The following is a 26,318-nucleotide window of genomic DNA, read 5'->3' on the forward strand; positions in this document are numbered from 1 at the left end:
GGGAACAGGGGGCGGCGGGATCGGCGACGGGATCGGCGGCGGCGCGGCCCGCGGGCGCGCGCCGCGCAGGCCGCATCTCGGGGCATGTCATCCCGGGCCGCATCCTCTCAGCGCGCTTCATCTCAGGCCACATCGCGGATGTCCGTGGCCAGCGCGCGGGCGATCATCCCCCCGCCATGCCAGCCCGCCGCGGCCGCCGCCGCGCGGGTGCCGGCCGAGGGCAGCGCCGGGAAGGCCGAGGTGTCGCAGACCCAGAGCCCGTCGACCCCGCGCACCCGCATCTGCGGGTCGAGCGGCGATTCCTCGCGCGCGCCCATCGCGCAGGTCCCGGCCATCTCGCCGCCCGAGATCACCGTGCGGCGCACCAGGGCGTCGAGCGCGCTCTCGTCCTCGACCTTGCGGCCCGGCGCCGCCTCGGGGCCGACCAGGCCCTCGAACTCCTCCCGGTCGATGATCGCGCGCAGGCGGCGCAGCGCCACCCGCATCAGCGCCCGGTCGGCGTCGCGCGACAGCAGCCCCGGGTCGACCCGGGGCGCAAGCCGCGGATCGGCGCCTGCAAGGCTGACCCGCCCGCGCGAGACGGGGCGGCAGATCCGCGCCTCGAGCGTCAGGCCCGGCGGGGCGAATCGGTCCTTCACCGGCCAGTCCGGGCGCGCGAGGCGCAACCGCGCCTCGATATCCGTCGGCCCCGCGCCGTGGCCCGCGCGCAGGAAGCCGCCCGCTTCATAAAGACAGCGGCCGAGCGGCCCGCCCTTCTCGGCCCCGGTCCAGCCCGCCGCGGCGACCAGCCAGCGCGCGGCGTTCTTCCAGTCGCCGCCGCGCCCGCCGCCGTCATGGACGAGGCGGATCAGCGGGCGCACGCAAAGATGCTCGCCCACCCCCCCGACATGGACCGCGACCGGCAGGCCGAGCGCGCCGATCCGCCCCGACGGCCCGATGCCGGAGCGCATCAGGATGGTCGGCGTCTCCAGCGCCCCGGCGCAGAGGATCACGCCGCCGCGGGCGGTGATGCGCCTGCCATCCGTCAGCTCCACCGCCACCGCGCGCCACTGGCGGAACAGCACCCGCGCGACCCGGCGGCCGGTCAGAAGCTCGATCCGCCCCCTGTCGGCGAGCGGCGCGGCGAGCGCGTCCCAGGTGGTGCGCCGCGCGCCCCTCGGCGCGGTGCCCGGCAGCAGGCCGAAGCCGGTATGGGCGGGCTCGGGCGGCGCCGCCGGCACGCCCTCGGTCCCCGCCAGCGCGGCCGAGACCGGCTCGGGGCGCGCGGGCGGACGGGGGGCGAGGCGGCGCTCCACCTCGGCCCAGGAGGGGCCGAGCGCGCCCCAGTCCCAGCCCGGCAGGTTCCAGGCGTCGAAATCCTCGGGGGCGGCGCGCATCCACAGCGGCGGGGCGAGCAGCTCGGATCCGCCGACCCCGCGCCCCGAGGGCAGCGCGGGCCGCCGCCCGCCGAGCAGGTCCTGCGGCGGGGCGCTGCGGCCCCAGTCCAGCCCGTGTTCCGCGTCGCCCTGCCAGGCGGGCAGGCGCGCGCGCCAGCTGTCGGCGGGCTCGCCCGCTTCCAGCACGCAGATGCTCGCCCGCGTCTCCTCGGCCAGCCGCGCCGCCGCCGCCGCGCCCGAGGGCCCTGCCCCGATCACGACGATGTCCCAGGCCTCGGCCATTCACCCTCCTCGGCGCGGTCGCGCCGTCGCCGCGGCCGGCGCCGCGATCCATTCGTATTCTTCCGTCCCCCGCGCGCGCCGGCGCGGATCGCTGGTCGCCGGGCGCGCGCGGGGCGCGGGAAACGCCCCCTCGCGGCGACCGGCCCCGCACCCTATGCCCGCGCAGGTTAAGCGCCGGTTCCACCCCGCCGCGCCCGGACGCCGCGGGGCTGCGCCGGGGCCTGCGCGGCGGGTCAGAAGGCCGCTGGACACGTCCCGGACACGCTGCTAGAGAATGCGCCACTGCACCGGCGGCGACGTGGCGGAGTGGTTACGCAGCGGATTGCAAATCCGTGTACACCGGTTCGATTCCGGTCGTCGCCTCCACCTTCCCCTCCTCGGGTCGAAGGTTTTCCACCGGGCAGGACTTCTCAGCCGAGAATGCATGAAGACCGCGCCGCAGCAGATGCTTGCGGCGCGGTCTTCGATTCGGATCCCGGGCCTGGACACGCCCGCGGCGTCAGCCCCGGCGGCGCGCGCCGACCAGCCCGAGCGCCCCGAGCGCCGCCGCCGCCAGCGGCAGCGCCGCCGGGACCGGCACGTCGGAGAGTTGCGTTATCTCGATGCTCACGAACAGGTCGCCCAGGCCCGGGACCGAGCCGATCGTGGTCCCCGCCGCGGTCTGCACCCCGAGCAGGATGTCGAGGCTCGACTCGCGCTGCACCGTCCCGCCCTCGTCCGGCGCTTCGCCCCCGGCGGTGGAGAAGGCCGCGCCGACGCCGCCGGGCTGGTCGAGCTCGGTCCCCGCGTCCCAGACGTCGCCGCCGTACACCTCGAATCGCGCCGGCGACAGGAACGCGCCCGCCGCGTCGAAGAGCGGGATCGCGAACGGGTCGCCATTGCCGATGAAGCTGTCCGTGGACGGGATCACCATCGACAGGAACGAGAAATAGAGCGCGGTCGCCGGGTCCACGTCGACCACCAGCCGCGCGGTCTCGCCGGGGTCGAGCACCGGGGCCCCGGCGAAGCCGCCCGGCGCCGTGATCACCGCGGCCTGGAACCCCGCGGCGTCGCCCGCGAGCTGGCCCGAGGGGTCGCCCTGCTCGGCCAGCAGCTCGAGCCCCGGGCTCGCCTCGGCGCCGCGTTCGAACGGGGCGTAGCCGCCATCGTGGAACACGGCGAGCAGCGGCGTCAGGAACAGCCCGTCGGCGGCGGAATGATTGGTGACGGCGACTTCAAGCGGCACGGCGAGCGCGGGCGCGCCCGACAGCGCCAGCCCGGCCGCGAGGGCCGTGCGGCGGAGGGGAAAATTCATGCGGGTGATCTCCGGAAGTGAAGCGCGGTCAAGGACTTCGCCGCGCAGGACCACCTTGTCCGGGATCGCGCTTGCGGGGAAATCACCCTTGCTCTCGGCCCGCGGCGCGGGACGCACGCCGCGCGCGCCTGTCCGTGATGCGGACGCGAGTACAGGCGATTTTCAAGAACAGCTCAAGTTTCGAGCTGGTGGTGCCCGCTGCCGGACTCGAACCGGCACGCCTGTAGGCTGGGGAGTTTAAGTCCCCTGCGTCTACCAATTCCGCCAAGCGGGCGCGTGTCTCTAATGCCGGGCAAATGCCCGCAGTGCAACCCGCGTTTCACTACGCGCACTGGAAAGCGGAACAAAAGGAGAATATCATGCGAGCCATGCGCTGCGCCGAGCTTTCCGCCCTGTCGAACTTCACCTTCCTCACCGGGGCCAGCCACCCCGAGGAGATGGCCCGGCGCGCCGCCGAGCTGGGGCTGGACGCGATCGCCGTCGCCGACGTCAACTCGGTCGCCGGGGTGGTGCGTGCGCACCAGGCGTTGAAAGAGCTCGCGCGCGGGCGCGAGGCCGCGGTGCGGGAGCGCGACGCGCCGCGCGAGGCGGAGCTGGAGGCGCGGGCCAAGCGGCTCGCCGCACGGCGCAGGGCCGCGGGCGCGGGGCGCGCGGCGGGCGAGACGGAGCAGCCCCCGCCCGCGGCGCAGGCCACGCCCGACCCCGCCTCGCCCCGGCTCGGGGGCGCGCCCGAGACGCCGATCCGCACCCTGCCCCGGCTGATCCCCGCCGCGCGGCTGCGGCTGGTCGACGGGCCGGACCTCACCGCCCTGCCCATGGACCGCGCCGCTTGGGGACGGCTGACGCGGCTGCTGTCGCTCGGCAAGCGGCGGGCCGAGAAAGGCGGCTGCATCCTGCACGAAGCCGATATCCTCGCGCACGCCGCGGGGATCATCCTGCTGGTCCACGCGCCAGACCCGCTTCAAGACCCGCTGCAAGGCCATGACCCCGCCGCCGCCGCCCGCCCCTTCGCGGCGCGCTTTCCGGGCGACGTGTTCCTGCTCGCCGCCCCGCGCTATGACGGGGCGGACCGGGCGCGGCTGCCGCTGCTCGCCGCCGCCGCGCGGGACGCCGGCGCCCCCCTCGCCGCCTCGGCCGAGCCGCTGATGCATCACGGAAGGCGGCGGCGCATCGCCGACGTGCTCTCCTGCATCCGCCTCTCGCGCCCCATCGACCGGCTCGGCCGCGCCGCCCAGCCCAATGCCGAGCGCCGCCTGCGCGCCCCCGAAGAGATGCTGCGCCTGTTCGAAGGCCACGAAGACGCCGTCCACCGCACCGCCGAAATCGCCGCCCGCTGCCGCTTCGACCTCGACCAGCTGCGCTATGAATACCCGTCCGAGGCGGGCGAGGAGACGGCGCAGGAACGCCTCGTGCGCCTGACGGAATATGGCCTGCGCGAACGCTACCCGGACGGCATCCCCGCCAAGGTCCGCGCGCTGGCGGACAAGGAGCTGGCGCTGATCGGCAAGCTGAACTACGCGCCCTATTTCCTGACCGTCCGGGACATCGTCGCCTTCGCGGAATCCCGCGGGATCCTCTGCCAGGGCCGCGGCTCGGCGGCCAATTCCATCACCTGCTACGCGCTCAGGATCACCGCCGTCGGGCCCGACATCGCCTCGATGGTGTTCGAGCGTTTCGTGTCCGAGGCCCGCGACGAGCCCCCTGATATCGACGTCGATTTCGAGCATGAGCGGCGCGAGGAGGTGATCCAGCACATCTACGCCCGCTATGGCCGCCACCGCGCCGGGCTCTGCGCCACCGTCATCCACTACCGCTCGCGCCGGGCGCTGCGGGAAGTCGGGCGGGCGATGGGCCTGTCGGAGGACGTCTGCGGCGCGCTCGCCAGCCAGATCTGGGGCTGGTCGCAGACCGAGGCGACGGCGGAACGGCTGGCGGAGATCGGGCTCGACCCCGCCGACCGCCGCCTGCGCCAGGTGCTGGAGATCGCGGCCGAGCTGATCGGCTTTCCGCGGCACCTCTCCCAGCATGTCGGCGGCTTCATCATCACCGAGGGGCGGCTGGACGAACTGGTCCCCATCGAGAACGCGGCGATGGAGGACCGCACGGTCATCGAATGGGACAAGGACGATATCGACGCGCTGGGGATCCTGAAGGTCGATGTGCTCAGCCTCGGGATGCTCACCTGCATCCGCAAGGCCTTCGACCTGGTCGAGCTGCATGGCGGCCAGCGCTGGTCGCTGGCGACGCTGCCGCCCGAGGACCCGGCCGTCTACGACATGCTCTGCCAGGCCGATTCCATCGGCGTCTTCCAGGTCGAAAGCCGGGCGCAGATGAACTTCCTGCCGCGGATGCGCCCCCGGCGGTTCTATGACCTGGTGATCCAGGTCGCCATCGTCCGCCCAGGCCCGATCCAGGGCGACATGGTGCACCCCTATATAAGGAGACGCCGGGGCGAGGAGCCGGTGAGCTTTCCGTCCGACGCGCTGGGCGAGGTGCTGGGCAAGACGCTCGGCGTGCCGCTGTTCCAGGAACAGGCGATGCAGATCGCCATCATCGGCGCGGGGTTCTCGCCCACCGAGGCCGACCGCCTGCGCCGGGCGCTGGCCACCTTCCGCAAGTCCGGCACGATCCACGATTTCCGCACGCGGTTCGTCAGCGGCATGCTCGCCAACGGCTACGACCAGGATTTCGCCGAGCGGTGCTTCAGCCAGATCGAGGGCTTCGGCGAGTATGGCTTCCCCGAAAGCCACGCGGCGTCTTTCGCGCTGCTGGTCTACGCCTCGGCCTGGATCAAGCGGCACCACCCGGCGGCCTTCGCCTGCGCGCTGCTGAATGCGCAGCCGATGGGGTTCTACGCGCCCGCGCAGATCGTGCGGGATGCGCGCGAGCATGGCGTGGAGGTGCGGCCGCCCTGCGTGAACCACTCCTACTGGGACAACACGCTGGAGCGGTGTTCGGGGTCGGTTTCGGGCTTCGCGCTGCGGCTGGGGTTTCGGCAGATCAAGGGGCTGAAGGAGGAGGAGGCGCGCTGGATCGCCGCCGCGCGCGGCAATGGCTGGCGCGCGCCCGAGGATCTTGCGCGCCGGGCCGGGGTCTCGCCCGACACCGTGCAGCGGCTGGCCGAGGCGGACGCCTTCGCGGACCTCGGGCTGTCGCGGCGCGAGGCGCTGTGGGCGGCGAAGGCGGCCCTGCCCGGAGAGCTTCCGCCGCTCTTCGCCGGGCTGCTGGAGGGCGAGGGGATCGAGGAGCCGCCGGTGGAGCTGCCGCAGATGACGCCGGGCGAGGCGGTGGTGGAGGATTACGTCGCCATGCGCCTCTCGCTTCGCGCGCATCCGGTGGAGCTGCTGCGCGCCGTCCTGACGCCGCCGCCGGGGGGCGCTGCGCCGCTTGGGGGCGTCGAGCCCCCGCGCGCCGCCGCCGCAGGCGCGGCGGGTCGCGCCCCGGGGGCGCCTGTCGCGCCGACACCCCGGCGCAAGTCCACCGAGCGCGCGACGACGCCCGCCGAGGCCTTCCCCGCCCCCGCGGGCTCCGCCGGCGCCGCGCATTTCTCGGGCGCGGCCAGCCTCGCCCGCGCCGCCCGCAGCGACGCCCTGAGGGACCGCGCCGAGGGTCGTGCGACGCGCCGCCCGACCCCGGGGGATGGATGGGAGCGCGAGGGAAGGAAGGGGGAATCCCCCCTTCCTTCCCTCGCAGCGCCGCAAGGCGCTCCCGGCCCCACGATACTATCCGCCGCCCCTTCCGGCCCCTGGCCGCGCCCGCCCGCCTGCCTGGCCGCCGCGCAGCTTCCCCTGCCGCCGCAGAACGCGCGCATCGCCGCCGCGGGGCTGGTGATCGTCCGCCAGCGCCCCGGCAGCGCCAAGGGGGTCGTGTTCATCACGCTCGAGGACGAGACCGGCGTCACCAACGTCATCGTCTGGCAGAAGGTCTATGAGCGGTTCCGGCGCGAGATCCTCTCGGGCCGCCTCTTGCGCGTCACCGGGCGGATCCAGCGCGAGGGCCAGGTGGTGCACCTGCTGGCCGACCGGATCGAGGACCTGTCGCACCTTCTCGACGACCTCGCGCGCGCGGCGCCGCGGATCGACCCCGCGGGCCCGACGGACGAGGTGAAGCGCCCGCAGGAGGACGTGCGCGCGCGCAAGGGGCGCGGGCCGCAGGAGGCCGCGCCCGCTCGGGGGGGCCGCCGCCCGCGCCCCTCGGCCGGGCATCCGCGCGCCCAGGCCGGGCGGCTGTTCCCTTCGGATGAGGGCGGCGGCGCATGAAAAAGGGGGGCCGCCCTCCCCCCGCCGCCGGATCAACTCGCGCCATCGGCGATCCGCTCCTCCATGATGCGCAGGTCGGCCGCGAGGCGGCTGGCGATCAGGCGGATCAGCCGGTAGGCGAACTCCGGATTGTCGAAATAGAGTTCCCGCACATTGCGCTCGGTCACCTCCGACAGGACCACCGGGCCCACCGCCTCGGCGCTGACCGTGCGCAGGCCCTCGCCCGTGAACAGGCCGATCTCGCCCAGCAGCGCGCCCGGGCCCAGCTCGATGCCCAGCTCCGGCAGCCGCACCTCTCCCCTGACCACCACGAACATGCTGCCCGCCGCGTCGCCCTTGCGGAACAGCACGTCGCCGGCCTCCACCCGCCGCGCGTCGCCATAGGGCGCAAGGAAGCCGAAGCCGTCCCGCGTCGACCTCGCCGGATCGGCGGCGCCGACGGCGCGCACCTGCCGCAGCAACTGCAGGAGCCGCCACAGGTTCATCGGCAGAAGCGTGCCGTGCAGCGCCAGGATCGGTATCAGATCGGCCTTCAGGGCGTAGACGAGGAAGGCCATGTTGCTGATCACGGCCACGATCCGCAGCGACAGCATGGTGCGCATGCAGAAGGTCAGGAACACGGCGCCGGCCGCCAGAAAGCCGAGAAGTTCGGTCGTCTCGACCGAAAAATCCATCATCGCTGTCCACCCCAGCTGGACATTGGACCCCCAGCCTAACGAATGGGTTCTCTATTTGGGGGATTATTCCGGCCGGCAGGCGCCGCCCAGGCCCGGCGCCCGCCCCCGAACACTCCCCGGAACGACCGCGAACGCAGGGCGCCGTCGCCAACCTCCCGCAACGCGCGCCGCCGCCAAAGCCGCCGCGCGGGCGCCCCTCGCGCGACACGCGCGCCGCGCGGGCGCCCGGCCCCGAACGCGCCTCCGACGCCCCGCCGCCCCGGCCCCGCCCCGCCCGGCGCCCTAAAAACCACGATTCCCGCCTGTCGGACGCCTTGCCGGGTGCAAAACCCTTGCCGCAGCGCAGCGCATGGGCCATGTAGCGCCCACGTTCCACAGACTCCGAACAGCGTCGCCCCGCGTCGCGCCCCCGCATGACGCCGCGGCGCGACCGCCGACGCGCACCCATTCCGGCGGACCGCCGCCCCAGGACCGAGACCAATGAAGCTTCGCAACATCGCCATCATCGCCCATGTCGACCACGGGAAGACCACCCTCGTCGACGGGCTCCTGAAACAGTCGGGCTCGTTCCGCGAAAACCAGGCCGTCGCCGAGCGCGCCATGGACAGCAACGATCTCGAGCGCGAGCGCGGCATCACCATCCTCGCCAAGTCGACCTCGGTCGAGTGGAAGGGCCACCGCATCAACATCGTCGACACCCCCGGCCACGCCGATTTCGGCGGCGAGGTGGAGCGCATCCTCGGCATGGTCGACGGCGTGGTGCTGCTGGTCGACGCGGCCGAAGGGCCGATGCCGCAGACCAAGTTCGTCACCCAGAAGGCGCTCGGCCTCGGCCTGAAGCCCATCGTGGTGATCAACAAGGTCGACAAGCCCGACGGCGACCCGGACAACGCCCATGACCTGGTGTTCGACCTCTTCGCCGCGCTCGACGCCAATGACGAACAGCTCGACTTCCCGATGCTCTACGCCTCGGGCCGCAACGGCTGGTGCGACGCGACCCTCGACGGCCCGCGCGAGAATCTCGACGCGCTGCTCGACCTGATCTGCGAGCACGTGCCCGAGCCCGCGCAGGTGGCCAAGGCCTCCGAGCCGTTCTCGATGCTCGCCACCACGCTCGAGAGCGACAACTTCCTCGGCCGCATCCTGACCGGCCGGGTGGAGAGCGGCACCCTGAAGACCGGCGCCACCATCAAGGCGCTGTCGCGCGACGGCAAGGAAATCGAACGCTTCCGCGTCTCCAAGATCCTCGCCTTCCGCGGCCTCGCCCGCCAGCCGATCGAGGAAGCCGAGGCCGGGGACATCGTCGCCCTCGCCGGCATGTCCAAGCCGACCGTGGCCGACACGCTGTGCGACGTCGCCGTCAGCGCCCCCCTGCCCTCGCGCCCCATCGATCCGCCGACCATCTCGGTCACCTTCGGCATCAATGACAGCCCCCTCGCCGGCCGCGACGGCGACAAGGTGCAGTCCCGCGTGATCCGCAAGCGGCTGATGGAGGAGATGGAGCGCAACGTGGCGATCCGCGTCACCGACAGCGCCGGCGGCGAGGCCTTCGAGGTCGCGGGCCGCGGCGAGCTTCAGATGGGCGTTCTGATCGAGACAATGCGCCGCGAGGGCTTCGAGCTCTCCGTCTCGCGCCCGCGCGTTCTGATGAAAGACATCGACGGCCAGCGCATGGAGCCGGTCGAGGAGGTCACCGTCGACGTCGACGATGAATTCTCCGGCTCGGTGGTCGAGAAGATGGCCCTGCGCAAGGCCGAGATGACCGAGATGCGCCCCTCGGGCGGCGGCAAGACCCGGCTCGTGTTCCTCGCCCCCTCGCGCGGGCTGATCGGCTATCACGGCGAGTTCCTGACCGACACCCGCGGCACCGGCATCATGAACCGCATCTTCCATTCCTGGGCGCCCTACAAGGGCCAGATCCCGGGGCGGCGCAACGGCGCGCTGATCTCGATGGAGACCGGCGATTCCGTGGCCTACGCGATCTTCAACCTCGAGGACCGCGGCGTGTTCTTCATCGGCTCGGGCGAGCAGGTCTACCAGGGCATGATCCTTGGCGAGAACAACCGCTCCGGCGATCTCGAGGTCAACCCGCTCAAGGGCAAGAAGCTGACCAACGTGCGCGCCTCGGGGACCGACGAGGCCGTGCGCCTCACCACCCCGCGCCGCCCGACGCTGGAGCAGGCCATCGCCTGGATCGAGGATGACGAGCTGGTCGAGGTGACGCCGAACAACATCCGCCTGCGCAAGCGCTTCCTCGACCCGCATGAGCGCAAGCGCAAGGCGCGCGAGGCGGCGGCCGGCGCGGCCTGAGGAGGGCGGCGCGCGTCCCATTTCGCGCGTCCCATATTGCAAATCGCTCTTTGCAATTTGCAAAACACACAGCGGTTTCGCATTATGCAACCCCCGGTGGTCCGTCCGCCGGGGGTTCGCCTTTTGACCCGGGAGTCAAAAGCGCTGGCAAAGTAGCCTTTTACACAACCTGAAGATGTTTACGTTACGTCGCTTTCAAACTGGCACGCCGCGTGCATGGTTCTACCCGAGGGAAGAGAACCAAGCAGGAGCACACCTGATGAAGCACCCCGTGGACGTGCACGTCGGCAAACGCATTCGCCAGCGGCGCTGGATGGTCGGCATGACCCAGCAGCAGCTCGGTGAAAAGGTCGGCATCAAGTTTCAACAGATCCAGAAATACGAAACCGGGATGAACCGGGTCAGCGCCTCCCGCCTCTGGGACATCGCCGCGGCCCTGGACGTGCCGGTGAACTTCTTCTTCGAGGGCATCGCCGGCGAAGAATCCGACCTCGGCGCCGCCTATGAAACCGCCGAAACCGCGCCCCGCGGCGATCTTCTCGCCGACAAGGAAGCGCTGGAGCTGGTGCGCTCCTACTACTCCATCCCCGAAGAGCAGCGCCGCCGCATCTTCGAGCTGGCCCGCGCCATGAGCGACGCGGCCTGAGCGCCGCGCGCCAATAGAAAACCCGAGGCGCCGAAAACGGCGCCGAAACGGCCGGATCCAGGGCGTCGTGACCGCCGGGATCCAGGCCAAGCATCGCCGCCGGGGCATTATTTCCCTCCCCCGTCGAACATGCAGGACAACGCCGCCCGGACCCCGTCCGGGCGGCGGTTTCTTTTCCCGGACAGGCGCGGAGTCATCGCCCCGACCGACGCGCCGGCTGGACACTTGTTTGCGCAGGGCTCTCCAATTGCGCGAAAATCACCCGCGCCCTGCGACCTGGCGGCGCGCCGCAGGCCCGCCCATCGCCTTGCCGCTGAACCCGCGCTGTACAGAAGATCAATACGTTTCCAAAGTGTTAACACATGCCACCGGCGGGCGAGCGGCTGCACCCGCGCATTGACACCGGCGCGCCGAGGCCGGAGTTTGACGCCGCGCCGCCGGACCCCGCGCGCGCCCCTCCCCGCCCGCGCCTCACCGCCTGCCCCCCCGCCTGCCCCGGAGCGAGACCGCCATGCCCCTTGCCTGCACCGATGACGCGCTGGAACCCGTGCTCCACGCCCTCGCCGACGCCGCCCGCGCGCCGGCGCTGCGCCATTTCCGCAATCCCGAGCTGGCGGCGGACAACAAGGACGCGGCGGGTTACGACCCCGTGACCGCCGCGGACCGGGAGACGGAGGACGCGATGCGCGCGGTCCTGGCCGGGCTGCGGCCCGATGACGGCATCCTGGGCGAGGAACGGGGCGCATCCGAGGGGACCAGCGGGCTGCGCTGGGTGATCGACCCGATCGACGGCACCCGCGCCTACGTGATCGGCGCGCCGACCTGGGGCGTGCTGGTCGGGCTGCGCGACGACACGGGCGGCGCGCCGCGCGCGCGCCTCGGGGCGATGGACCAGCCCTGGACCGGCGACCGGTTCTGGGGCGACGGGCGCAGCGCCTGGGCCGCGCGGCCGGGGCTGGACGGCCCGGCGGGCGGCCCGACTGACGGGCCGCGCCGGATCCGCGCCTCGGGCTGCACCGCGCTGGCCGACGCCCGGATCTGCTCGACTTTCCCGGAGGTTGGCAGCAAGGCCGAGGGCGCGGCCTTCGCCGCCCTCGCCGCCCGCTGCCGGCTGACGCGCTACGGGCTCGACTGCACCGCCTATGCGCTGCTGGCCGCCGGCTGCGTGGACCTGGTGGTCGAGGCGGGGCTCAACGCCTATGACATCATGCCCCTGCTGCCGATCATCGAGGGCGCCGGCGGCGTGGTCACCACCTGGGCGGGCGGCCCGGCGCTGGATGGCGGCCGCGTGATCGCCGCCGCGACCCCAGCGCTTCATGCAGCGGCGCTGGAGCTGCTTTCGTCAGTTTAAGAAACCGATATTAATTCGCATTTTGCTATTATTGCAGCGGCAACGATGTAACCAGTCGCCGCTGCAATTGACTTCATGCTTTCCGGAACCACTCGCCCAACGCGCGAGCATAGATGGCGCAGAGGGTTTCGACCTGTTCGACGGGCGTGCGTTCGTCCACCTGGTGCATGGCGTCGCCGACCAGGCCGAATTCGACCACCGGGCACATCGCCCGCATGAAGCGCGCATCCGAGGTGCCGCCGCTGGTCGACAGATCAGGCGCAATGCCAAGCTCGGACTTCACTGCTGCTGAAACCGCGTCGCTCAGCGCGCCCGGTTCGGTGATGAAGCTTTCCCCCGAAATCCTGGTCTTCACCTCCAGCTCCACGCCGCTGAACGCGGCCACCTCGGCGGCGACAGACCGCAGCCAGGCGTCGAGCCCGGCGCCGGTATGGGCGTCGTTGAAGCGGATGTTCAGCGCCGCGCGCCCCTCGGACGGGATCACGTTGCTGGCGGGGTTGCCGACATCGATCGAGGTGACGGCGAGGGTCGAGGGCTGGAAATGCGCCGTGCCCTGGTCAAGCTCGTGCCGCGACAGGCGGTCGAGCAGGTGGACCAGCGCCGGCAGCGGGTTGTTGGCCTTGTGCGGATAGGCGACGTGGCCCTGCCGCCCGCGCGCGGTGATCCAGGCGTTGATCGACCCGCGGCGGCCGATCTTCATCATCTCGCCCATCGTCTCCGGACAGGTCGGCTCGCCCACCAGGCAGGCGTCCACCCGCTCGCCATTCGCCGCCATCCAGTCGAGGATCGCGACGGTGCCGTCCTCGGCCGGGCCTTCCTCGTCCCCGGTGATCAACAGCGCGACCGACCCCTTGGGCGGCGTCTCGGTCACGAAGCGGCAGGCGGCGGCGACGAAGGCGGCGACGCCGGTCTTCATGTCCTGCGCGCCGCGGCCCCAGAGCACGCCGTCCGCGATCTCGCCCGAGAAGGGCGGGCGCGTCCAGGCGGCCTCGTCGCCCACCGGCACCACGTCGACATGGCCGTTGAAGCCGAAGACCGGCGCCTCGCTCCCCCAGCGGGCATAGAGGTTGGAGACCCCGCCGCGGTCGATCCGGGTGCACCGGAACCCGGCGGCCTCGAGCGGCGCGCGGATCACGTCCAGCGCCCCGGCCTCTTCCGGGGTCACCGAGGCGCAGCGGATGAGGTCGGCGCTGAGGGCGACGGGATCGGGGGCGGTCATGGCAGGCTCCGGCTTGGGGGAAGACCCTTGAGCCGTATCCGCCCTGCCCCGGCGGCGCAAGATCGGCGCCGCGGCGCGCTCAGCCCCAGGCGTCGCGGGTCTGCGGCACGACCTTGCGGCAATAGTCGTAGACCGGGGCGTAATAGCTGCGGATCTCGCGGTCGAGCTCGGTGTCCTCGACCCTGTTGCGGGTCTTGTTCACCACCACGTCTGCGTAATCCGGCGCCGCCGTCACCCCGAGGACGTCCGAGACGCGGGCGACCTCTTGCGGCGTGAACATGGTCTCGTACACGCCGATATGGAGATCATCCTCGTCGAACACCTTGCGCGCGGTGCGGATGGTGGCGTCGTAGCGCGTGCGCAGGCTGCAATGGGGCGAGCGGTAATAGCCCGCAAGCGCCTCTTCGAAGGAGCCGTCGTCGGACTGCACCCCCTCGACCCGGTTGCCGCGGTCGAGGTTGAAGCGCACGGCGCTCTTGATCCGGCTCAGCGGCTCGCGCACCAGGATGACGGCCTTCACCTTCACGCCGCGCGCCGCGAAGCCGCGCTTGATGAAGGCCAGCCGCTCCGCCCCGAGGCCGCTATAGGACGGCGTGACGTCGGCGGTGAGCCGCGCACGGCCCCGGTAGAGACCGTTGAAATAGTCGAAGTAATAACCCGGTCGGCACATCATCCGTCGGCGACGGCCGTGGCGGGACGCCCGCCACATCCCGAAATTATGGCTCATCCGCGGGCGCGGACGGTTCCATTTCTGCTCATCGACGTCGAGCGCGTCCCAGATGTGGTATTCCTTGGTGAAACCGCCGTTGAATTTCGGCATTTGCTCCAGATAGGAATACAGCCAGCTGGTCCCACATTTCTGGTGACCGATGCCAAGAAGAAAGGTCTTGTCCGCCAAGGTCCGCCCTCCGTCTCGGGCGGACCGCGTGATCTCCAAATAGATCGCGGCGGACGCCCCGATTCCATTTGGAAGAGATCGTCGCTTGGTGAGATACGATACCGGCTGGGTCTCGAAACGCCACCCCCCCGCGTCGCCCAACTGCGGCGCGGGGGCGCGCCCTCAGCCGCGCTGCGCCTCGAGCCAGCGGGTGCAGGCGGCGTAGAAGGCGACGTCCTGGGCGTACCAGCGGCGCAGGTTCTCCTGCGCCAGCTCCGACAGCTCGGGGATGTCGGTGTAGTCGTTGGCGTGGGCGCCGACCTTGTCGCGGGCGATCTGGAGCGTCGACGGATCGACCCCGAGATCGGCGCGCGCCATGAACTCCTTCAGGTCGTCCTCGAAATGCTCCTGCCGGATGATCCAGATCGGGGGCTGCACCTCGAACAGCGCGCCGCGCAGGTAGAACCAGTCGGACTGGTTCTGGGCGGTGTGCTGGATCGCCTTCATCGCCATCCAGGCCCGGTCGCCGGTCGCGTCATCGCGGAACAGCGCCTCGGCCAGGTCGTTGGCATGTTCGAAATCGGCGAAGGCCTGCGCCTCGTGCGCGGTCCAGTCGATATAGAGCTTCGGCTGCCCCTTGCGCTTGCGCGAATAGAAGCCGGACTTGAACCGGGTGATCGGGTTGCGGATCGAGAAGAAGTACTCGCAGTCCTTCGGCAGCTCGCGCAGGTAGACGTCGTGGTGGTGTTTGAGGATCTTCACGTCGCCGTCGCGCCCGTTGAGCTGCGCCGCGAGGCCCTTGACCTGCGAGCCCGCGGCCTTGCCGATATGCAGGAAGTGGATCGTGCGCGGCTCGGACGCGACGCGCATCTTCGTCAGCGTCATGCTGTAGCCGAGCCGGTCGAGACCGGCCTGGAGGGCGCGCTTGGCGAATTTCTTGACCATGGAAAGGCTCCGGGAACGAACGGGAAAGGCGGCGGCGCGCGCGCAAAAGGCAACGGGGGCGATGCTACATCGCCCCCGTCCCTCGATCTGCCGGACTCAACGCCGCGCGCGAAGCGGCGGCGCGGCCCGCGTCACAGCTTGCCGTGGCACTGCTTGAACTTCAGGCCCGAGCCGCAGGGGCACGGCGCGTTGCGGCTGACCTGGGACAGGTCCACGTCGGCGGGCAGCGGCGGCAGCTCGGCCGCCGCGGCGCCGGGCTGCGCGGGCGCGCCGGCCATGGCCGGGGCCGCGTCGCCCGCGACCGGCTGGGCCGGGGCCCCGAGGTCCTGCGCCCCGCTCGCCGCCGCGGCCATCGCCGCCTGCGCCTCGGCCGCGGCGCGCATCCGCTCCTCGGCCTCGTCCTGGCGCATCAGCTGCACGAAGGCGAGCTGGCGGGTCACGTCGCGGCGCAGGCGACCCAGAAGCCCCTCGAACAGCGCGAAGGCCTCGGACTTGTACTCGTTGAGCGGATCGCGCTGCGCATAGCCGCGGAAGCCGATCACCGAGCGCAGGTGCTCGAGCGTCACCAGGTGCTCGCGCCAGTGGTGGTCGATGGTCTGCAGCAGGATCTGCTTCTCGACCTGGCGCATCACCTCGGGGCCGTAATCGGCGACCTTCTTCGCCGCGGCGGCGTCGGCCTCGGCCTTGATCCGCTCGCGCAGGTGCTCGTCGTCGACGCCCTCTTCCTGCGCCCAGGCCATGACCGGGATGTCGCGGTTGAAGGTCTCGAGCAGCGCGCCGTAGAGGCCTTCGACGTCCCACTGGTCGGCATAGGCCTTCTCGGGGACGTGCTCGGACACCAGGTCGTCGACCAGGGTGTGGCGCATGTCCTCGACGACGTCCGACAGGTCGTCGGCCTCCATGATCTCCCGGCGCTGGCTGAAGATCGCCTTGCGCTGGTCGTTCATCACGTCGTCGTATTTCAGCAGGTTCTTGCGGATGTCGAAGTTGCGCGCCTCGACCTTGCCCTGCGCCTTGGCGATGGCCTTGTTGACCCAGGGGTGGACGATGGCTTCGCCGTCCTGCAGCCCGAGGGTCTTGAGCATCTTGTCCATCCGCTCGGACCCGAAGATGCGCATCAGGTCGTCTTCGAGCGAGAGGTAGAAGGTGGAGCGGCCCGGATCGCCCTGGCGGCCCGAGCGGCCGCGCAGCTGGTTGTCGATGCGCCGGCTCTCGTGCCGCTCGGCCGAGATCACCCACAGGCCCCCGGCGGCGAGCGCCTTCTCGCGGCCCTCGGCCACCTCGGCCTCGGCCTCGGCGACCAGCGTCGCCATCTGCTCGGGGTCGGTGATGCCGCGCTCGGCGGCGCGGCGGGCGGCGCGCATCTCGGCGTTGCCGCCCAGCTGGATGTCGGTGCCGCGGCCGGCCATGTTGGTGGCGATGGTCACCGCGCCGGGCACGCCCGCCTCGGCGACGATCATCGCCTCGGATTCGTGGTGGCGCGCGTTCAGCACCTGGTGGCGCACGCCGCCGTTGCGGGCGGCCGCCTCCAGCACCTCGGCCGCGCGCAGCGTTTCTTCATAGCGCGCGAGGTCGTCGCCCTTCAGCTGGCCCTTCTTCTCCTTCTTCTCCTCGAGCGGCGCGAGGCGCTTGCGCAGCGCCTCGGCGGCGCCGGACAGCGCCTGCACCGAGGAGAGATAGGCCGAGAGCTGCTCGGATTTCTCGATCGAGGTGGTGCCCACGAGGGCGGGCTGCCCGCGGTCCTGCGCATCCGCCACGGCCTCGAGGATCGCGAGGATCTTCTCCTGGCCCGTGCGGAACACCAGGTCGTCGTCGTCGATGCGCTGGATCGGGCGGTTGGTCGGGATCTCGACCACTTCCAGCCCGTAGATCGAGGCGAATTCCTCGGCCTCGGTCATCGCGGTGCCGGTCATGCCCGCGAGCTTGCCGTAGAGGCGGAAGTAGTTCTGGAAGGTGATGGACGCGAGGGTGACGTTCTCGGGCTGGATCTTCACGCCCTCCTTCGCCTCCAGCGCCTGGTGCTGGCCGTCGCCATAGCGGCGGCCCGGCATCATGCGGCCGGTGAACTCGTCGATGATGACGACCTCGCCGTCCTTGACGATGTAATGCGTGTCCTTCTGGAACAGCGCATGGGCGCGCAGGCCCTGGTTCACGTGGTGGACCAGGGTCACGCTCTCGGGGTCATAGAGGTCCTGCCCCTCGGGGAGCATCCCGGCGGCGCGCAGGCGGCGCTCGATGAACTCGTTGCCCTCCTCGGTGAAGTTCACCGAGCGGGTCTTCTCGTCGAGCTCGTAATGCTCGCCCTTCTGCAGCTCGGGGATCATCGCGTCGACGGCGCGGTAGAGCTCGGCGCTGTCCTCGGCGGGGCCGGAGATGATCAGCGGCGTGCGGGCCTCGTCGACCAGGATCGAGTCGACTTCGTCCACGATGGCGAAGTTGTGCCCGCGCTGGACCATGTCCTCGATGCGGAACTTCATGTTGTCGCGCAGGTAGTCGAACCCGAGCTCGTTGTTGGTGCAGTAGGTCACGTCGCAGGCATAGGCGGCGCGGCGCTGCTCGTCGGACACGCCCGGCACGACGATGCCGGTCGAGAGGCCGAGGAAGCCGTAGACCCGCCCCATCCATTCCGCGTCGCGGCGGGCGAGGTAGTCGTTCACGGTGACGACGTGGACGCCCTTGCCGGTCAGCGCGTTGAGGTAGGTCGGCAGCGTGGCGACCAGCGTCTTGCCCTCGCCCGTCTTCATCTCGGCGATGTCGCCTTCATGAAGCGCCATGCCGCCCAGAAGCTGCACGTCGAAGGGGCGCAGGCCGATGGCCCGTTTCGCCCCCTCCCGCGCCACCGCGAAGGCTTCGACCAGCAGGTCGTCGACCGTCTCGCCCTTCTCGATCCGGGCGCGGAATTCGTCGGTCTTGCCGCGAAGATCCTCGTCCGACAGCGCGGAGATCTCGTCCTCGAGCGCGTTGATCCGCGCCACGGCCTTCATCATGCGCTTGATGCGGCGATCGTTGGGGGTTCCGAAAACCTTGCGCGCGACAGCGCCCATACCCAGCATGCGAGCTCTTCCCGTCCAATGGCCGGGCCGCGCAAGGCGCAGGCGACCGGCGGCGCGCATGTGGCGGGCCGGCGTCCGCGCCGCACCGGCCCCTCCCGGGCCCGGCGGGCGCGATCGCCCCGGCGTCGCCCCGCGCCCGGACGCGCCGCCCCGATGTCCTGCGCCCCCCGGCCGTGGCGCGCGACCCGCGGCGGACCCCGCCTGGGGTCCCGCCCGATCATGCCGCCGAGAGGCTCCTTGCCCGGCTCGCCCCGAGCCTCTATCTCAGGGCGGCCCCCGGTGCTCTCGCATCGGTTTCCGGGCCGGTCGCAGATGTATGCGTCGGGTCCATGGCTGTCAACGCGGCGCCGCGGACCGCATGGGCCCCGCCGCACCGAAAACCCGGGCCGGACGGCCCTTCGCGCGCCCCATGGGCCGCGCGCGGACCCGAACCGGACCGACCGACAGGACCAAGAGGTTCCAGGAGTTTCCATGACCCCCAACCGCACCGCCCGCCGTTCCGCGGGCTTCGCGCTCGCCGCCGCGCTCGCCTTCGCGCCCGCCGCCTTCGCCGAGGACACGGCCCCCGAGGGCGCCGAGGCCGCCCAGGCCGAGGCCAAGGCCGCCGCGTCGGCCGAGGCCCCGGCCCCGAAGGCCACGGACGTGGTCGCCACCGTCGGCGGCCGCGAGGTGACGCTGGGCGAGCTGATCGTGCTGCGCGGAGACCTGCCCGAGCAGTACCAGGCCTATCCCCCGGCGCAGCTGATCGAGGCGCTGCTGCAGCGGGTGATGGTCGAGTCCGAGTTCGCCGCCCGCGCCGAGGCCGCCGGCCTCGACAAGACCGCCGAGATGGAGATCCGCGCGAAACTCGACCGCCGCTCGCGCCTCGCCGAGGCGCACATGCGCACGGTGATCGAGGGCGCCGCTTCGGACGAGGCCGTCGCCGCCGCCTACAAGGAACAGGTGACCGACGCCCCCGCGGTCGAGGAGGTTCGCGCCTCCCATATCCTCGTGAAGGAAGAGGAGATGGCGAAGGATCTTCTCAAGCAGATCGAGGACGGGGCCGAGTTCGCGGCGCTGGCCAAGGAGCATGGCACCGACGGGACCAAGGACCGCGGCGGCGATCTCGGCTGGTTCGCGAAGGAGATGATGGTCCCCGAATTCGCCGACGCCGCCTTCGAGGCGGAAGAAGGCGCGGTGGTCGGCCCGGTGCAGACCCAGTTCGGCTATCACCTGATCCACGTGACCGGCAAGCGCGAGCAGCCCAAGCCGACGCTCGAGGAGATGCGCGGCCAGATCGCCGAGCAGCTGGCCAATGACGCCGCCAAGGCCGAGATCGCCGGCGCCCGCGCCGAGCTGACGGTCGAGATGGCCGAGGACGCCCCCGCCGCCGAGGCGGTGCTCGACGACGGCCTGCTGCGCGAGTGACGAGAGGGCCCGCCGCGCGGCGCGGATCGGGGCGCGCCCCCTTTCCACCGCCGCCGCGGCGCCGCATGATCCACGCCGGTTCCGGGCCCGTCCCGGGACCGGCGATTTACGTTTTCAAACTCCCCCGGGGACCGCGCCTTCCGCGCGCCCCCGCCGGTCCGCTGCCCGGAGCCGAACCGATGTCGAAGCACGACAAGCCGAAGTCCCACAAGGACGAGAAGAAGAAGACCCGCAAGAAGACCGACGAGGCCGTCCTCGCGGCCCTGCGCGGGATCGAGTCGCGCCTCGCCGCGCTCGAGGCCGCCGCGGCCCCGGCCGCCGCCGCGCCGAAGAAAAAGGGCCTCGCGGTCTCGCCGCTGGCGCCCGAGAGCTTCCCGGAGCTGCCGGTGATCGACGGCGTGCGCTTCGCCGCGGCCGAGGCCGGGGTGCGCTACAAGAACCGCCTCGACGTGATGCTGGCAGAACTGGCGCCGGGCTCGGTCGTCGCGGGCGTGTTCACCAAGTCCTCCACCCGCTCGGCCCCCGTGCTGTGGTGCGAGGCGCGCCGCGCCGGGCCCGGGACCGACCAGGCCCAGGCGATCCTGGTGAATGCGGGCAATTCCAACGCCTTCACCGGCCGCAACGGCTGGGAAGCGGTGGAGTTCTGCGCCTATTCCTGCGGCCAGGCGCTGGGCATCCCGGCGGACAACGTCTGGATCGCCTCCACCGGCGTGATCGGCGAGCCGCTGCCCACCGACCGCATCTATGAGAAGCTCGGCGAGCTGGCCGCGGGCCTCGCCCCCGAGCGCGCGCGCGAGGCGGCCGAGGCGATCCGCACCACCGACACCTTCGCCAAGGGCGCCTGCGCCGAGGTCGACCTCGATGGCGTGACGGTCAAGGTCTCGGGCTTCGCCAAGGGCTCGGGCATGATCGCGCCCGACATGGCGACGATGCTCGGCTTCGTGTTCACCGACGCCCATATCGACCGCGCCGCGCTGCAGGCGATGCTGTCGGCCTCGGCCGAGACCACGTTCAACTCCACCACCGTGGATGGCGACACCTCGACCTCGGACTCGGTGCTGCTGGCCGCCACCGGCAAGGCGCCGATGAGCCAGATCGTCGATGCCTCCGACCCCCGCTGGGCGGCGCTCAAGGGCGCGGTGGACGCGGTGCTGATGGATCTCGCGCTGCAGATCGTGCGCGACGGCGAGGGCGCGACCAAGCTGGTGCATGTCCACGTGACCGGCGCGGAATCCGACGCCGCCGCCAAGACCATCGGCCTCTCGATCGCCAATTCCCCCCTCGTGAAGACCGCCGTGGCGGGCGAGGACCCCAACTGGGGCCGCATCGTCATGGCCGTCGGCAAGTCGGGCGAGGCGGCGGACCGCGACAACCTGCTGATCCGCTTCGGCGAGATCGTGGTGGCCGAGAGCGGCTGGGTCTCTCCGGGCTACAAGGAGGCCGACGGCGCCGCCTACATGAAGCAGCCCGAGCTCGACATCCATGTCGACGTGGGCGTGGGCGAGGGGTCGGCCGTGGTGCATACCTGCGACCTCACCCATGGCTACATCTCGATCAACGCGGATTACCGGTCCTGATGGCCGAGGCCCCGAAACAGCAGGCGGCGAAGAGGATCATCCTCGTCGCCGCCTGCGCGCTGATCGACCGCGACGGGCGGATCCTTCTCGCGCAGCGGCCCGAGGGCAAGTCCATGGCGGGCCTCTGGGAATTCCCGGGCGGCAAGCTCGAGGACGGCGAGACGCCCGAGGATTGCCTGGTGCGCGAGCTGCACGAGGAGCTGGGGATCGAGACCTGGGAGAGCTGCCTCGCCCCCCTCGCCTTCGCCTCCCACGGCTATGACGATTTCCACCTGCTCATGCCGCTTTACGCCTGCCGCAAGTGGAACGGCACGCCCCAGTCGCGAGAGAACCAGGCGCTGAAATGGGTGCAGCCGATGCGGCTGCGCGACTACCCGATGCCGCCCGCGGACATCCCCCTGATCCCGATCCTGCAGGACTGGGTCTGACGCGCCCGCGCGGCGCCTGCGACAGCGCGCGCGGCGGGGCCGGGATGACGCCGCCCCCGCCGCGCCCCATGTGAAGAAGCGCCGAGGCGCCGCGCGCGTCCCCACGCGAAGGACGAAACCGCCCGATGCCGCCGCTTCTTTCCCGCTTCTTCACGGTATTTAAACCAATCTTTCGAATTATCCCTTGGATCGGTCGGGGGGCGGAATCGCCGCGCCCGGACGCGACCCCTGAGTCTTCTGCGGACCCGGATCCGCGGAACGCGCCCCGCGGCGCGTCCGGCTCGGGACAGGACGGGCCGCGCATTTCGAGGTCCGACATGCTCCATCGCATCGCCGCCCTGCCCGCCCTCGCCGTCTTCGCCCCCGTCCGCGCGCCCGCGGACGGCACCTACGGCACGCTCGGCAAATCCGCCGTGACGGCGCATGAAATCGAGCCGGGGGCGATCACGCCCGACCGGCTGGAAACCCAGGCGGAATCCACCCTGATCGGCCGCGCGGCGGGCGCGGGGACCGGCGCGCCCTCGGCGCTCTCGGCGGCGCAGGTGCGCGACATGGTCGACGGCGTGCGCGACGCGCTGACCTTCAACACCCGCGTCTCGGCGGCGAACGCGCATATCCCCGCCTCGGTCAACGCGATCCGCACCCATGGCAACGAGACGCCGGGCGACGGCGGCGGCGCCGACTGGGTGCGCGACCCGGACGGGGTGGAGGCGCCGGGCTATTTCAAGACCCAGGACGGCGCGTTCTGGCGGCTGACCACCCGGCCGATCGCGCCGCAGATGTTCGCCTCGGGCTTCGACCAGGTGTCCTGGGCGCTGATGGCGCAGTACATCTCCTCGGAACATGCCCGCAGCAAGGCGGCCGAGGCGACGGGCGAAATCATCGAGGGCGGCTGGCGCTCGGGCTTCGCCGTCTCGCCCGACATCGTCGACGGGCGCGGCGCGGTGTTCACCCTCTCGGGCAACGTCACGATCCCCGAGGGCGTGCACCTGCACAACATGAAGATCCTCTCGGACCGCTGCACGCTGCAGCTCGGGACCACCGGCACCCTGCCGCGCAACCGCTTCCACCTGACGGCGGTGGAGATGGTGTTCATCGGGACCTCCGACTATTCCGGCGCGATGCTGGAGATCCCGAACTCCGCCTTCTCGGTGATCGACGAGACCTGCAATTTCGACGGCGGCCGCGGCGCGGCCCGGGCGCGTTACGCGGTCTATCTCGGGCGTGAATACGGGTTCGGGCTGTCGGTCACCGGGGGCTTCCGCGGCGGCGACTGCGCCATCCGCATCGGCCGGGCCGAGGACCAGACGAGCCTCGTGTTCGAGCCGCAGATCTGCGACCACGGCCGCTTCTACAACGCCATCATCTGCAACCCGAAGGGCGCGCGCATCAAGGGCGATTTCGAGCACGTGGACGGCGCCATCTCGCTCGCCATCACCTCGGGGACCAACGGGTCCCCGGACACGGCCGAGGCGATCGACATCTCGACGGGCTATTCCTACAACAACTCGGCCAGCTCGGGCGGCAATGCCGACACCGTGGTGCTGATCGGCAAGGACCTGCCCAACACCTTCAACTGGGACGGCACCGGGGCCAACATCACCTCGACCCCCAACACCGCCAAGATGATCAACATCCACGACATGTACATGCCGTCGGACCATGTCGACACCTGCTTCGACATCAACGCCCTCTACGGCGTGAACATCGAGCGGATCACCTGGGGCGACTCGGCCGGGCAACAGGTCTTCGCGCGCTTCTCGGGCGAGTGCCAGGAGACGCGGCTGCGCTCCTGCCGGCGGCAGTCGGACGGGCTGACGGTGCCGCCGGTGATCTCCACCGCGCCGAACCGGATCCTGTTCTCGCGCTCCAAGCTGCCCTTCCAGCCCGAGCTCAGCGGGGTGAGCACCACCGCGGTCCTGACCCTCGACGTGCGCCAGGCCTCGGTCTCGCTTTCGGACGGCGAGGCGCATTTCACCGGCTGGTTCCAGTGGAGCGCCACCACCGGCGGGCCGCAGGAGCTGCGGATCGCCCTGCCCGACGGCTTCCCCCCGGCCGAGAACATCCGCCACGCGGCGGCCATCTCCACCGTGGGCTGGAGCGGCGTGGTCCAGGGCTATATCGCGCCGGGCACGGATTACATCGTGCTGACGGACGTGACCGGCCAGCGGCTGACGCTGAACGACCTTCCGGCGGGCGGGCAGATCCACTTCTCGGTCAATTACCCGATCGACATCGCGAGCTGACCGCGGCGGGCCGCCCCTTCCGGGGGCGGCCCGGTCCCTAGTCCGCCCAGGGCGGGCGGCGGCCCAGCAGGGCGGCGAGGCGCTCGGTGTCATCGGCGAATTCCGCGCGCAGCCTGACGCGGAATTCCTCTGACATTTCCTCGCGCTCCTGGGGTTTGTTGAACTTGGACTTGAGCCATTCCACCGGCCCGAACCGATGCCGGATCAGGAACTGCCGCAGCGCCATGATCGGCTTGTCCAGCGGCGGCGGCGGCGAGAGGATGAAGTTCGACAGCGCCTTGAAGCGCCGCCCATGGGCCGCGTTCACCCGCCCGAACGCGGTGCGCCCGTCATCCGGCAGCCCGACATGTTCGCGGGCGCGGGCATAGACGGCGGCGGCGTCCTCCTTCAGCTCGGACTGGAACAGCACCAGCACCCGCTCGCGCGGGACCACGTCGAAAAGGCGGCTCAGCTGCTCGCCGAACATCGCCGTGCCGCGATAGTCCAGCAGCACCGGGTCCGGGCAGCCGCGCGGGATGCGGCGGCCCGCGGCGCGGTCCTCCTGCGCCGCCCAGGCCTCCTCGAAATCCTCGATGTCCTCGCGCGCGCCATAGAGGCGCTCCATGTGCAGCGCGTGCGCCACCTCGACCGGGTCGCGCAGCATGACGATGAAGCGGGCGTCCGGCTGGAAGGCCAGGATCTCGGCCGCCGCCGCGTGGCTGCGCAGGTAGATGGTCGAGCCCTCGCCCGCCACGCGCCCCTCGGCGCCCTCGAACAGCGCGAGATACGACGCCGCGTCCGTCAGGCCGAATTCTTCCTTCAGCGCCGGGAAATCCGTGCACCAGAACTGCGGCTCCTTCGGGTCGCAGAAGAAGCCCTGCGGGTGCTCGCCCAGCCATTGCGCGATGGCCGAGGTGCCGCATTTCGGCGCGCCGAGAATGAAATAGGAGGGTTTCAAATCCGCTCTCCGCCTTGCATCGAAATCATTCCGCCGGGGCGCCCCGGGGGGCGCGCGCGGCGGGGGTGAAGAACATCAGCACCGTCGGGTCGACGCCGATGCGGGCCCGGCAGATCGCCCTTGCCCAGAGGTTCCAGCCAAGGTGCCCCGCCGCCCCGATCACCGCCGCGCCGTAGATCCCCAGCACCGGCACCAGCGCGAATTGCGCTGCCGCCACCACGACATAGACCCGCAGCATCACCTTCAGGAACGCGTGCTCCTGCCCCGCGAGCTGCATCGTGTAGCCCGTCGGCCCGCCGAGCGCGTTGAACGCCGCCCCCGCCGCCACGATCAGCAGCACGTCGGAATAGGCGGCATAGGACGGATCGAAGATCGCCAGAAGCTGCGGGCCCAGCAGCGCCATCAGCCCGTAGCCGACCAGGATCGCCGGGGCCATGCCCGCCATGATCAGCTTCATCATACGCTGCATCCCCGCCGCGTCCCCCGCCCGGTGCATCCGCGCGATCAGCGGCGCCGCGACCATGTTGGCCGAGACCAGCAGCAGCATCAGCGCCTGCGCGATGCTCGCCGCCGCGAAATACGCCCCGGTGAGCGCCGGCGCCACGAACAGGCCCAGCACCAGCACGTCGAGGTATCGCGACACCGCGCCCAGCACCGTCGCGCCCCACATCGGGCGCGCCTGGCGCAGCCGCGCCCGCGCGCGCTCGGCCGCCATCGGGTCGCCGCCGAAGTCGAATTCAAGGTGCATCCGGTGGAACCCGGCCCAGAGCGCCTGCGCCAGCGCGAAACCCGCCAGCAGCCCCGCCGCCAGCCACAGCGCCTCGGCCGCGCTCAGCGACAGGCCCGCCGCGCCGATGGCCACCGTGGCGCCGGACAGCGCCGCGCGCCAGGCCACGTCCCGCGGCGCCAGCGCCAGCACGGTCGAGCCGCGGGCGCGCAGCGCGCTCGCGATATACTCCGACACCGCCAGCGCCATCGCCAGCGCCCCCGCGCCGGTCATCGCCGCCGCATCGAAACGCGCGCCGGGGCCGAACGCCTCCAGCCCCAGCGCCCGCGGGATCCAGAACCCTGCGCCCGCCAGCAGAACCGCGGCCCCGGCCATCAGCGTCAGCGTCATCCCCCAGCGCTCGGCGGCGGCGGCGAGATGCGGCTCCCCGTCCACCTCGTGCTCGGGGCGCCAGCGCAGGATCCCGGTCTGAAGCCCCAGCCCCGCCACGATGGACGCCGTCATCGCCAGCGCGAAGGCGAAGGAGAACCGCCCGAACGCGTCCGCATCCATCGCCTGCGCCAGCGCCGCGGTCATGGCGATGGAGAGGCCCGCGCCCCCCACCTTGATCGCCATCGACCACAGCCCCCCGCGCGCAAGCCGCGAGAGCAGCGCGTCCGACGCGATCCTGTCGAATATGCGTTTCACCAAACCCAGGCCCCCGCTCA

The 26,318-nt window shown here is 71.4% G+C and carries 17 protein-coding genes and 2 tRNA genes; 9 read left to right on the plus strand and 10 right to left on the minus strand.

Features of this window, described 5'->3' with window-relative positions; all coding sequences use genetic code 11:
• Nucleotides 1-122: 122 nt before the first annotated feature.
• On the minus strand, nt 123-1,658 hold the full coding sequence (locus ACQ5SO_RS13820) for a GMC family oxidoreductase (protein WP_430942200.1): 1,536 nt from the start codon (nt 1,656-1,658) through the stop codon (nt 123-125).
• A 292-nt stretch (nt 1,659-1,950) separates the two neighbouring features.
• On the opposite strand from ACQ5SO_RS13820, the gene ACQ5SO_RS13825 reads away from it, so the two are divergent.
• A tRNA-Cys gene (locus ACQ5SO_RS13825) sits at nt 1,951-2,024 on the plus strand.
• A gap of 133 nt (nt 2,025-2,157) precedes the next feature.
• Here ACQ5SO_RS13825 and ACQ5SO_RS13830 read toward each other — a convergent pair.
• Nucleotides 2,158-2,952 carry a spondin domain-containing protein gene (locus tag ACQ5SO_RS13830; protein WP_430942201.1) on the minus strand — a complete coding sequence of 265 codons (795 nt, stop codon included), beginning with the start codon at nt 2,950-2,952 and terminating at the stop codon, nt 2,158-2,160.
• Nucleotides 2,953-3,141: 189 nt separating this feature from the next.
• Nucleotides 3,142-3,226, minus strand: a tRNA-Leu gene (locus tag ACQ5SO_RS13835).
• A 94-nt stretch (nt 3,227-3,320) separates the two neighbouring features.
• Here ACQ5SO_RS13835 and ACQ5SO_RS13840 point away from each other — a divergent pair.
• Nucleotides 3,321-7,211: an error-prone DNA polymerase gene (locus ACQ5SO_RS13840; RefSeq protein WP_430942225.1), complete on the plus strand. Its 3,891-nt coding sequence runs from the start codon at nt 3,321-3,323 to the stop codon at nt 7,209-7,211.
• A 32-nt stretch (nt 7,212-7,243) separates the two neighbouring features.
• On the opposite strand, the gene ACQ5SO_RS13845 is transcribed toward ACQ5SO_RS13840, so the two are convergent.
• Nucleotides 7,244-7,888 (minus strand): Crp/Fnr family transcriptional regulator, encoded by a 645-nt coding sequence (locus ACQ5SO_RS13845; protein WP_430942202.1) that lies wholly within the window; start codon nt 7,886-7,888, stop codon nt 7,244-7,246.
• Nucleotides 7,889-8,368: 480 nt separating this feature from the next.
• On the opposite strand from ACQ5SO_RS13845, the gene typA reads away from it, so the two are divergent.
• From typA to ACQ5SO_RS13860, 3 genes are all read left to right on the plus strand, one after another.
• A complete protein-coding gene (gene typA / locus ACQ5SO_RS13850) occupies nt 8,369-10,198 on the plus strand; it encodes a translational GTPase TypA (protein WP_430942203.1) in 1,830 nt (609 codons plus the stop codon).
• Between the two features lie 259 nt (nt 10,199-10,457).
• Nucleotides 10,458-10,844: a helix-turn-helix domain-containing protein gene (locus ACQ5SO_RS13855; RefSeq protein ID WP_430942204.1), complete on the plus strand. Its 387-nt coding sequence runs from the start codon at nt 10,458-10,460 to the stop codon at nt 10,842-10,844.
• A gap of 511 nt (nt 10,845-11,355) precedes the next feature.
• Nucleotides 11,356-12,195 carry an inositol monophosphatase family protein gene (locus ACQ5SO_RS13860; RefSeq protein ID WP_430942205.1) on the plus strand — a complete coding sequence of 280 codons (840 nt, stop codon included), beginning with the start codon at nt 11,356-11,358 and terminating at the stop codon, nt 12,193-12,195.
• A gap of 73 nt (nt 12,196-12,268) precedes the next feature.
• Here ACQ5SO_RS13860 and dapE read toward each other — a convergent pair whose 3' ends face one another.
• From dapE to secA, 4 genes are all read right to left on the minus strand, one after another.
• Nucleotides 12,269-13,414, minus strand: coding sequence for a succinyl-diaminopimelate desuccinylase (gene dapE, locus ACQ5SO_RS13865; RefSeq protein WP_430942206.1), 1,146 nt, complete (start codon nt 13,412-13,414; stop codon nt 12,269-12,271).
• A gap of 79 nt (nt 13,415-13,493) precedes the next feature.
• Nucleotides 13,494-14,312 carry a hypothetical protein gene (locus ACQ5SO_RS13870; RefSeq protein WP_430942207.1) on the minus strand — a complete coding sequence of 273 codons (819 nt, stop codon included), beginning with the start codon at nt 14,310-14,312 and terminating at the stop codon, nt 13,494-13,496.
• 162 nt (nt 14,313-14,474) lie between these two features.
• Nucleotides 14,475-15,236 (minus strand): hypothetical protein, encoded by a 762-nt coding sequence (locus ACQ5SO_RS13875; protein ID WP_430942208.1) that lies wholly within the window; start codon nt 15,234-15,236, stop codon nt 14,475-14,477.
• A gap of 131 nt (nt 15,237-15,367) precedes the next feature.
• Nucleotides 15,368-18,289, minus strand: coding sequence for a preprotein translocase subunit SecA (secA, locus tag ACQ5SO_RS13880; protein ID WP_430942209.1), 2,922 nt, complete (start codon nt 18,287-18,289; stop codon nt 15,368-15,370).
• Nucleotides 18,290-18,760: 471 nt separating this feature from the next.
• On the opposite strand from secA, the gene ACQ5SO_RS13885 reads away from it, so the two are divergent.
• The 4 genes from ACQ5SO_RS13885 (at nt 18,761) to ACQ5SO_RS13900 (ending at nt 23,947) form a co-directional block, all read left to right on the plus strand.
• Nucleotides 18,761-19,696: a peptidylprolyl isomerase gene (locus ACQ5SO_RS13885; RefSeq protein ID WP_430942210.1), complete on the plus strand. Its 936-nt coding sequence runs from the start codon at nt 18,761-18,763 to the stop codon at nt 19,694-19,696.
• Between the two features lie 179 nt (nt 19,697-19,875).
• Complete coding sequence (gene argJ, locus ACQ5SO_RS13890; protein WP_430942211.1) at nt 19,876-21,273, plus strand: bifunctional glutamate N-acetyltransferase/amino-acid acetyltransferase ArgJ; 1,398 nt, start codon at nt 19,876-19,878, stop codon at nt 21,271-21,273.
• Nucleotides 21,273-21,701, plus strand: a complete 429-nt coding sequence (mutT, locus tag ACQ5SO_RS13895; RefSeq protein ID WP_430942212.1) for an 8-oxo-dGTP diphosphatase MutT — start codon at nt 21,273-21,275, stop codon at nt 21,699-21,701. The genes argJ and mutT overlap by 1 nt, the downstream gene beginning before the upstream one ends.
• Nucleotides 21,702-22,018: 317 nt before the next feature.
• Entirely contained in the window at nt 22,019-23,947 is a 1,929-nt protein-coding gene (locus ACQ5SO_RS13900) for a hypothetical protein (protein WP_430942213.1), read from the plus strand.
• Between the two features lie 37 nt (nt 23,948-23,984).
• On the opposite strand, the gene ACQ5SO_RS13905 is transcribed toward ACQ5SO_RS13900, so the two are convergent.
• Entirely contained in the window at nt 23,985-24,884 is a 900-nt protein-coding gene (locus tag ACQ5SO_RS13905) for a hypothetical protein (RefSeq protein WP_430942214.1), read from the minus strand.
• 25 nt (nt 24,885-24,909) lie between these two features.
• Nucleotides 24,910-26,298 carry a lipopolysaccharide biosynthesis protein gene (locus ACQ5SO_RS13910; RefSeq protein WP_430942215.1) on the minus strand — a complete coding sequence of 463 codons (1,389 nt, stop codon included), beginning with the start codon at nt 26,296-26,298 and terminating at the stop codon, nt 24,910-24,912.
• Between the last annotated feature and the right edge of the window lie 20 nt (nt 26,299-26,318).

This window comes from Rhodovulum sp. DZ06 (genome assembly GCF_050586345.1).
Lineage (GTDB): Bacteria > Pseudomonadota > Alphaproteobacteria > Rhodobacterales > Rhodobacteraceae > JBOCEF01.

Coding starts and splice junctions, on each gene's coding strand:
- ACQ5SO_RS13900 (WP_430942213.1), top strand. CDS start 22,019: ATGCTCCATCGCATCGCCGCCCTGCCCGCCCTCGCCGTCTTCGCCCCC.
- ACQ5SO_RS13840 (WP_430942225.1), top strand. CDS start 3,321: ATGCGCTGCGCCGAGCTTTCCGCCCTGTCGAACTTCACCTTCCTCACC.
- mutT (WP_430942212.1), top strand. CDS start 21,273: ATGGCCGAGGCCCCGAAACAGCAGGCGGCGAAGAGGATCATCCTCGTC.
- argJ (WP_430942211.1), top strand. CDS start 19,876: ATGTCGAAGCACGACAAGCCGAAGTCCCACAAGGACGAGAAGAAGAAG.
- dapE (WP_430942206.1), bottom strand. CDS start 13,414: ATGACCGCCCCCGATCCCGTCGCCCTCAGCGCCGACCTCATCCGCTGC.
- ACQ5SO_RS13845 (WP_430942202.1), bottom strand. CDS start 7,888: ATGATGGATTTTTCGGTCGAGACGACCGAACTTCTCGGCTTTCTGGCG.
- ACQ5SO_RS13875 (WP_430942208.1), bottom strand. CDS start 15,236: ATGGTCAAGAAATTCGCCAAGCGCGCCCTCCAGGCCGGTCTCGACCGG.
- ACQ5SO_RS13860 (WP_430942205.1), top strand. CDS start 11,356: ATGCCCCTTGCCTGCACCGATGACGCGCTGGAACCCGTGCTCCACGCC.
- ACQ5SO_RS13830 (WP_430942201.1), bottom strand. CDS start 2,952: ATGAATTTTCCCCTCCGCCGCACGGCCCTCGCGGCCGGGCTGGCGCTG.
- ACQ5SO_RS13885 (WP_430942210.1), top strand. CDS start 18,761: ATGACCCCCAACCGCACCGCCCGCCGTTCCGCGGGCTTCGCGCTCGCC.
- typA (WP_430942203.1), top strand. CDS start 8,369: ATGAAGCTTCGCAACATCGCCATCATCGCCCATGTCGACCACGGGAAG.
- ACQ5SO_RS13820 (WP_430942200.1), bottom strand. CDS start 1,658: ATGGCCGAGGCCTGGGACATCGTCGTGATCGGGGCAGGGCCCTCGGGC.
- ACQ5SO_RS13855 (WP_430942204.1), top strand. CDS start 10,458: ATGAAGCACCCCGTGGACGTGCACGTCGGCAAACGCATTCGCCAGCGG.
- secA (WP_430942209.1), bottom strand. CDS start 18,289: ATGCTGGGTATGGGCGCTGTCGCGCGCAAGGTTTTCGGAACCCCCAAC.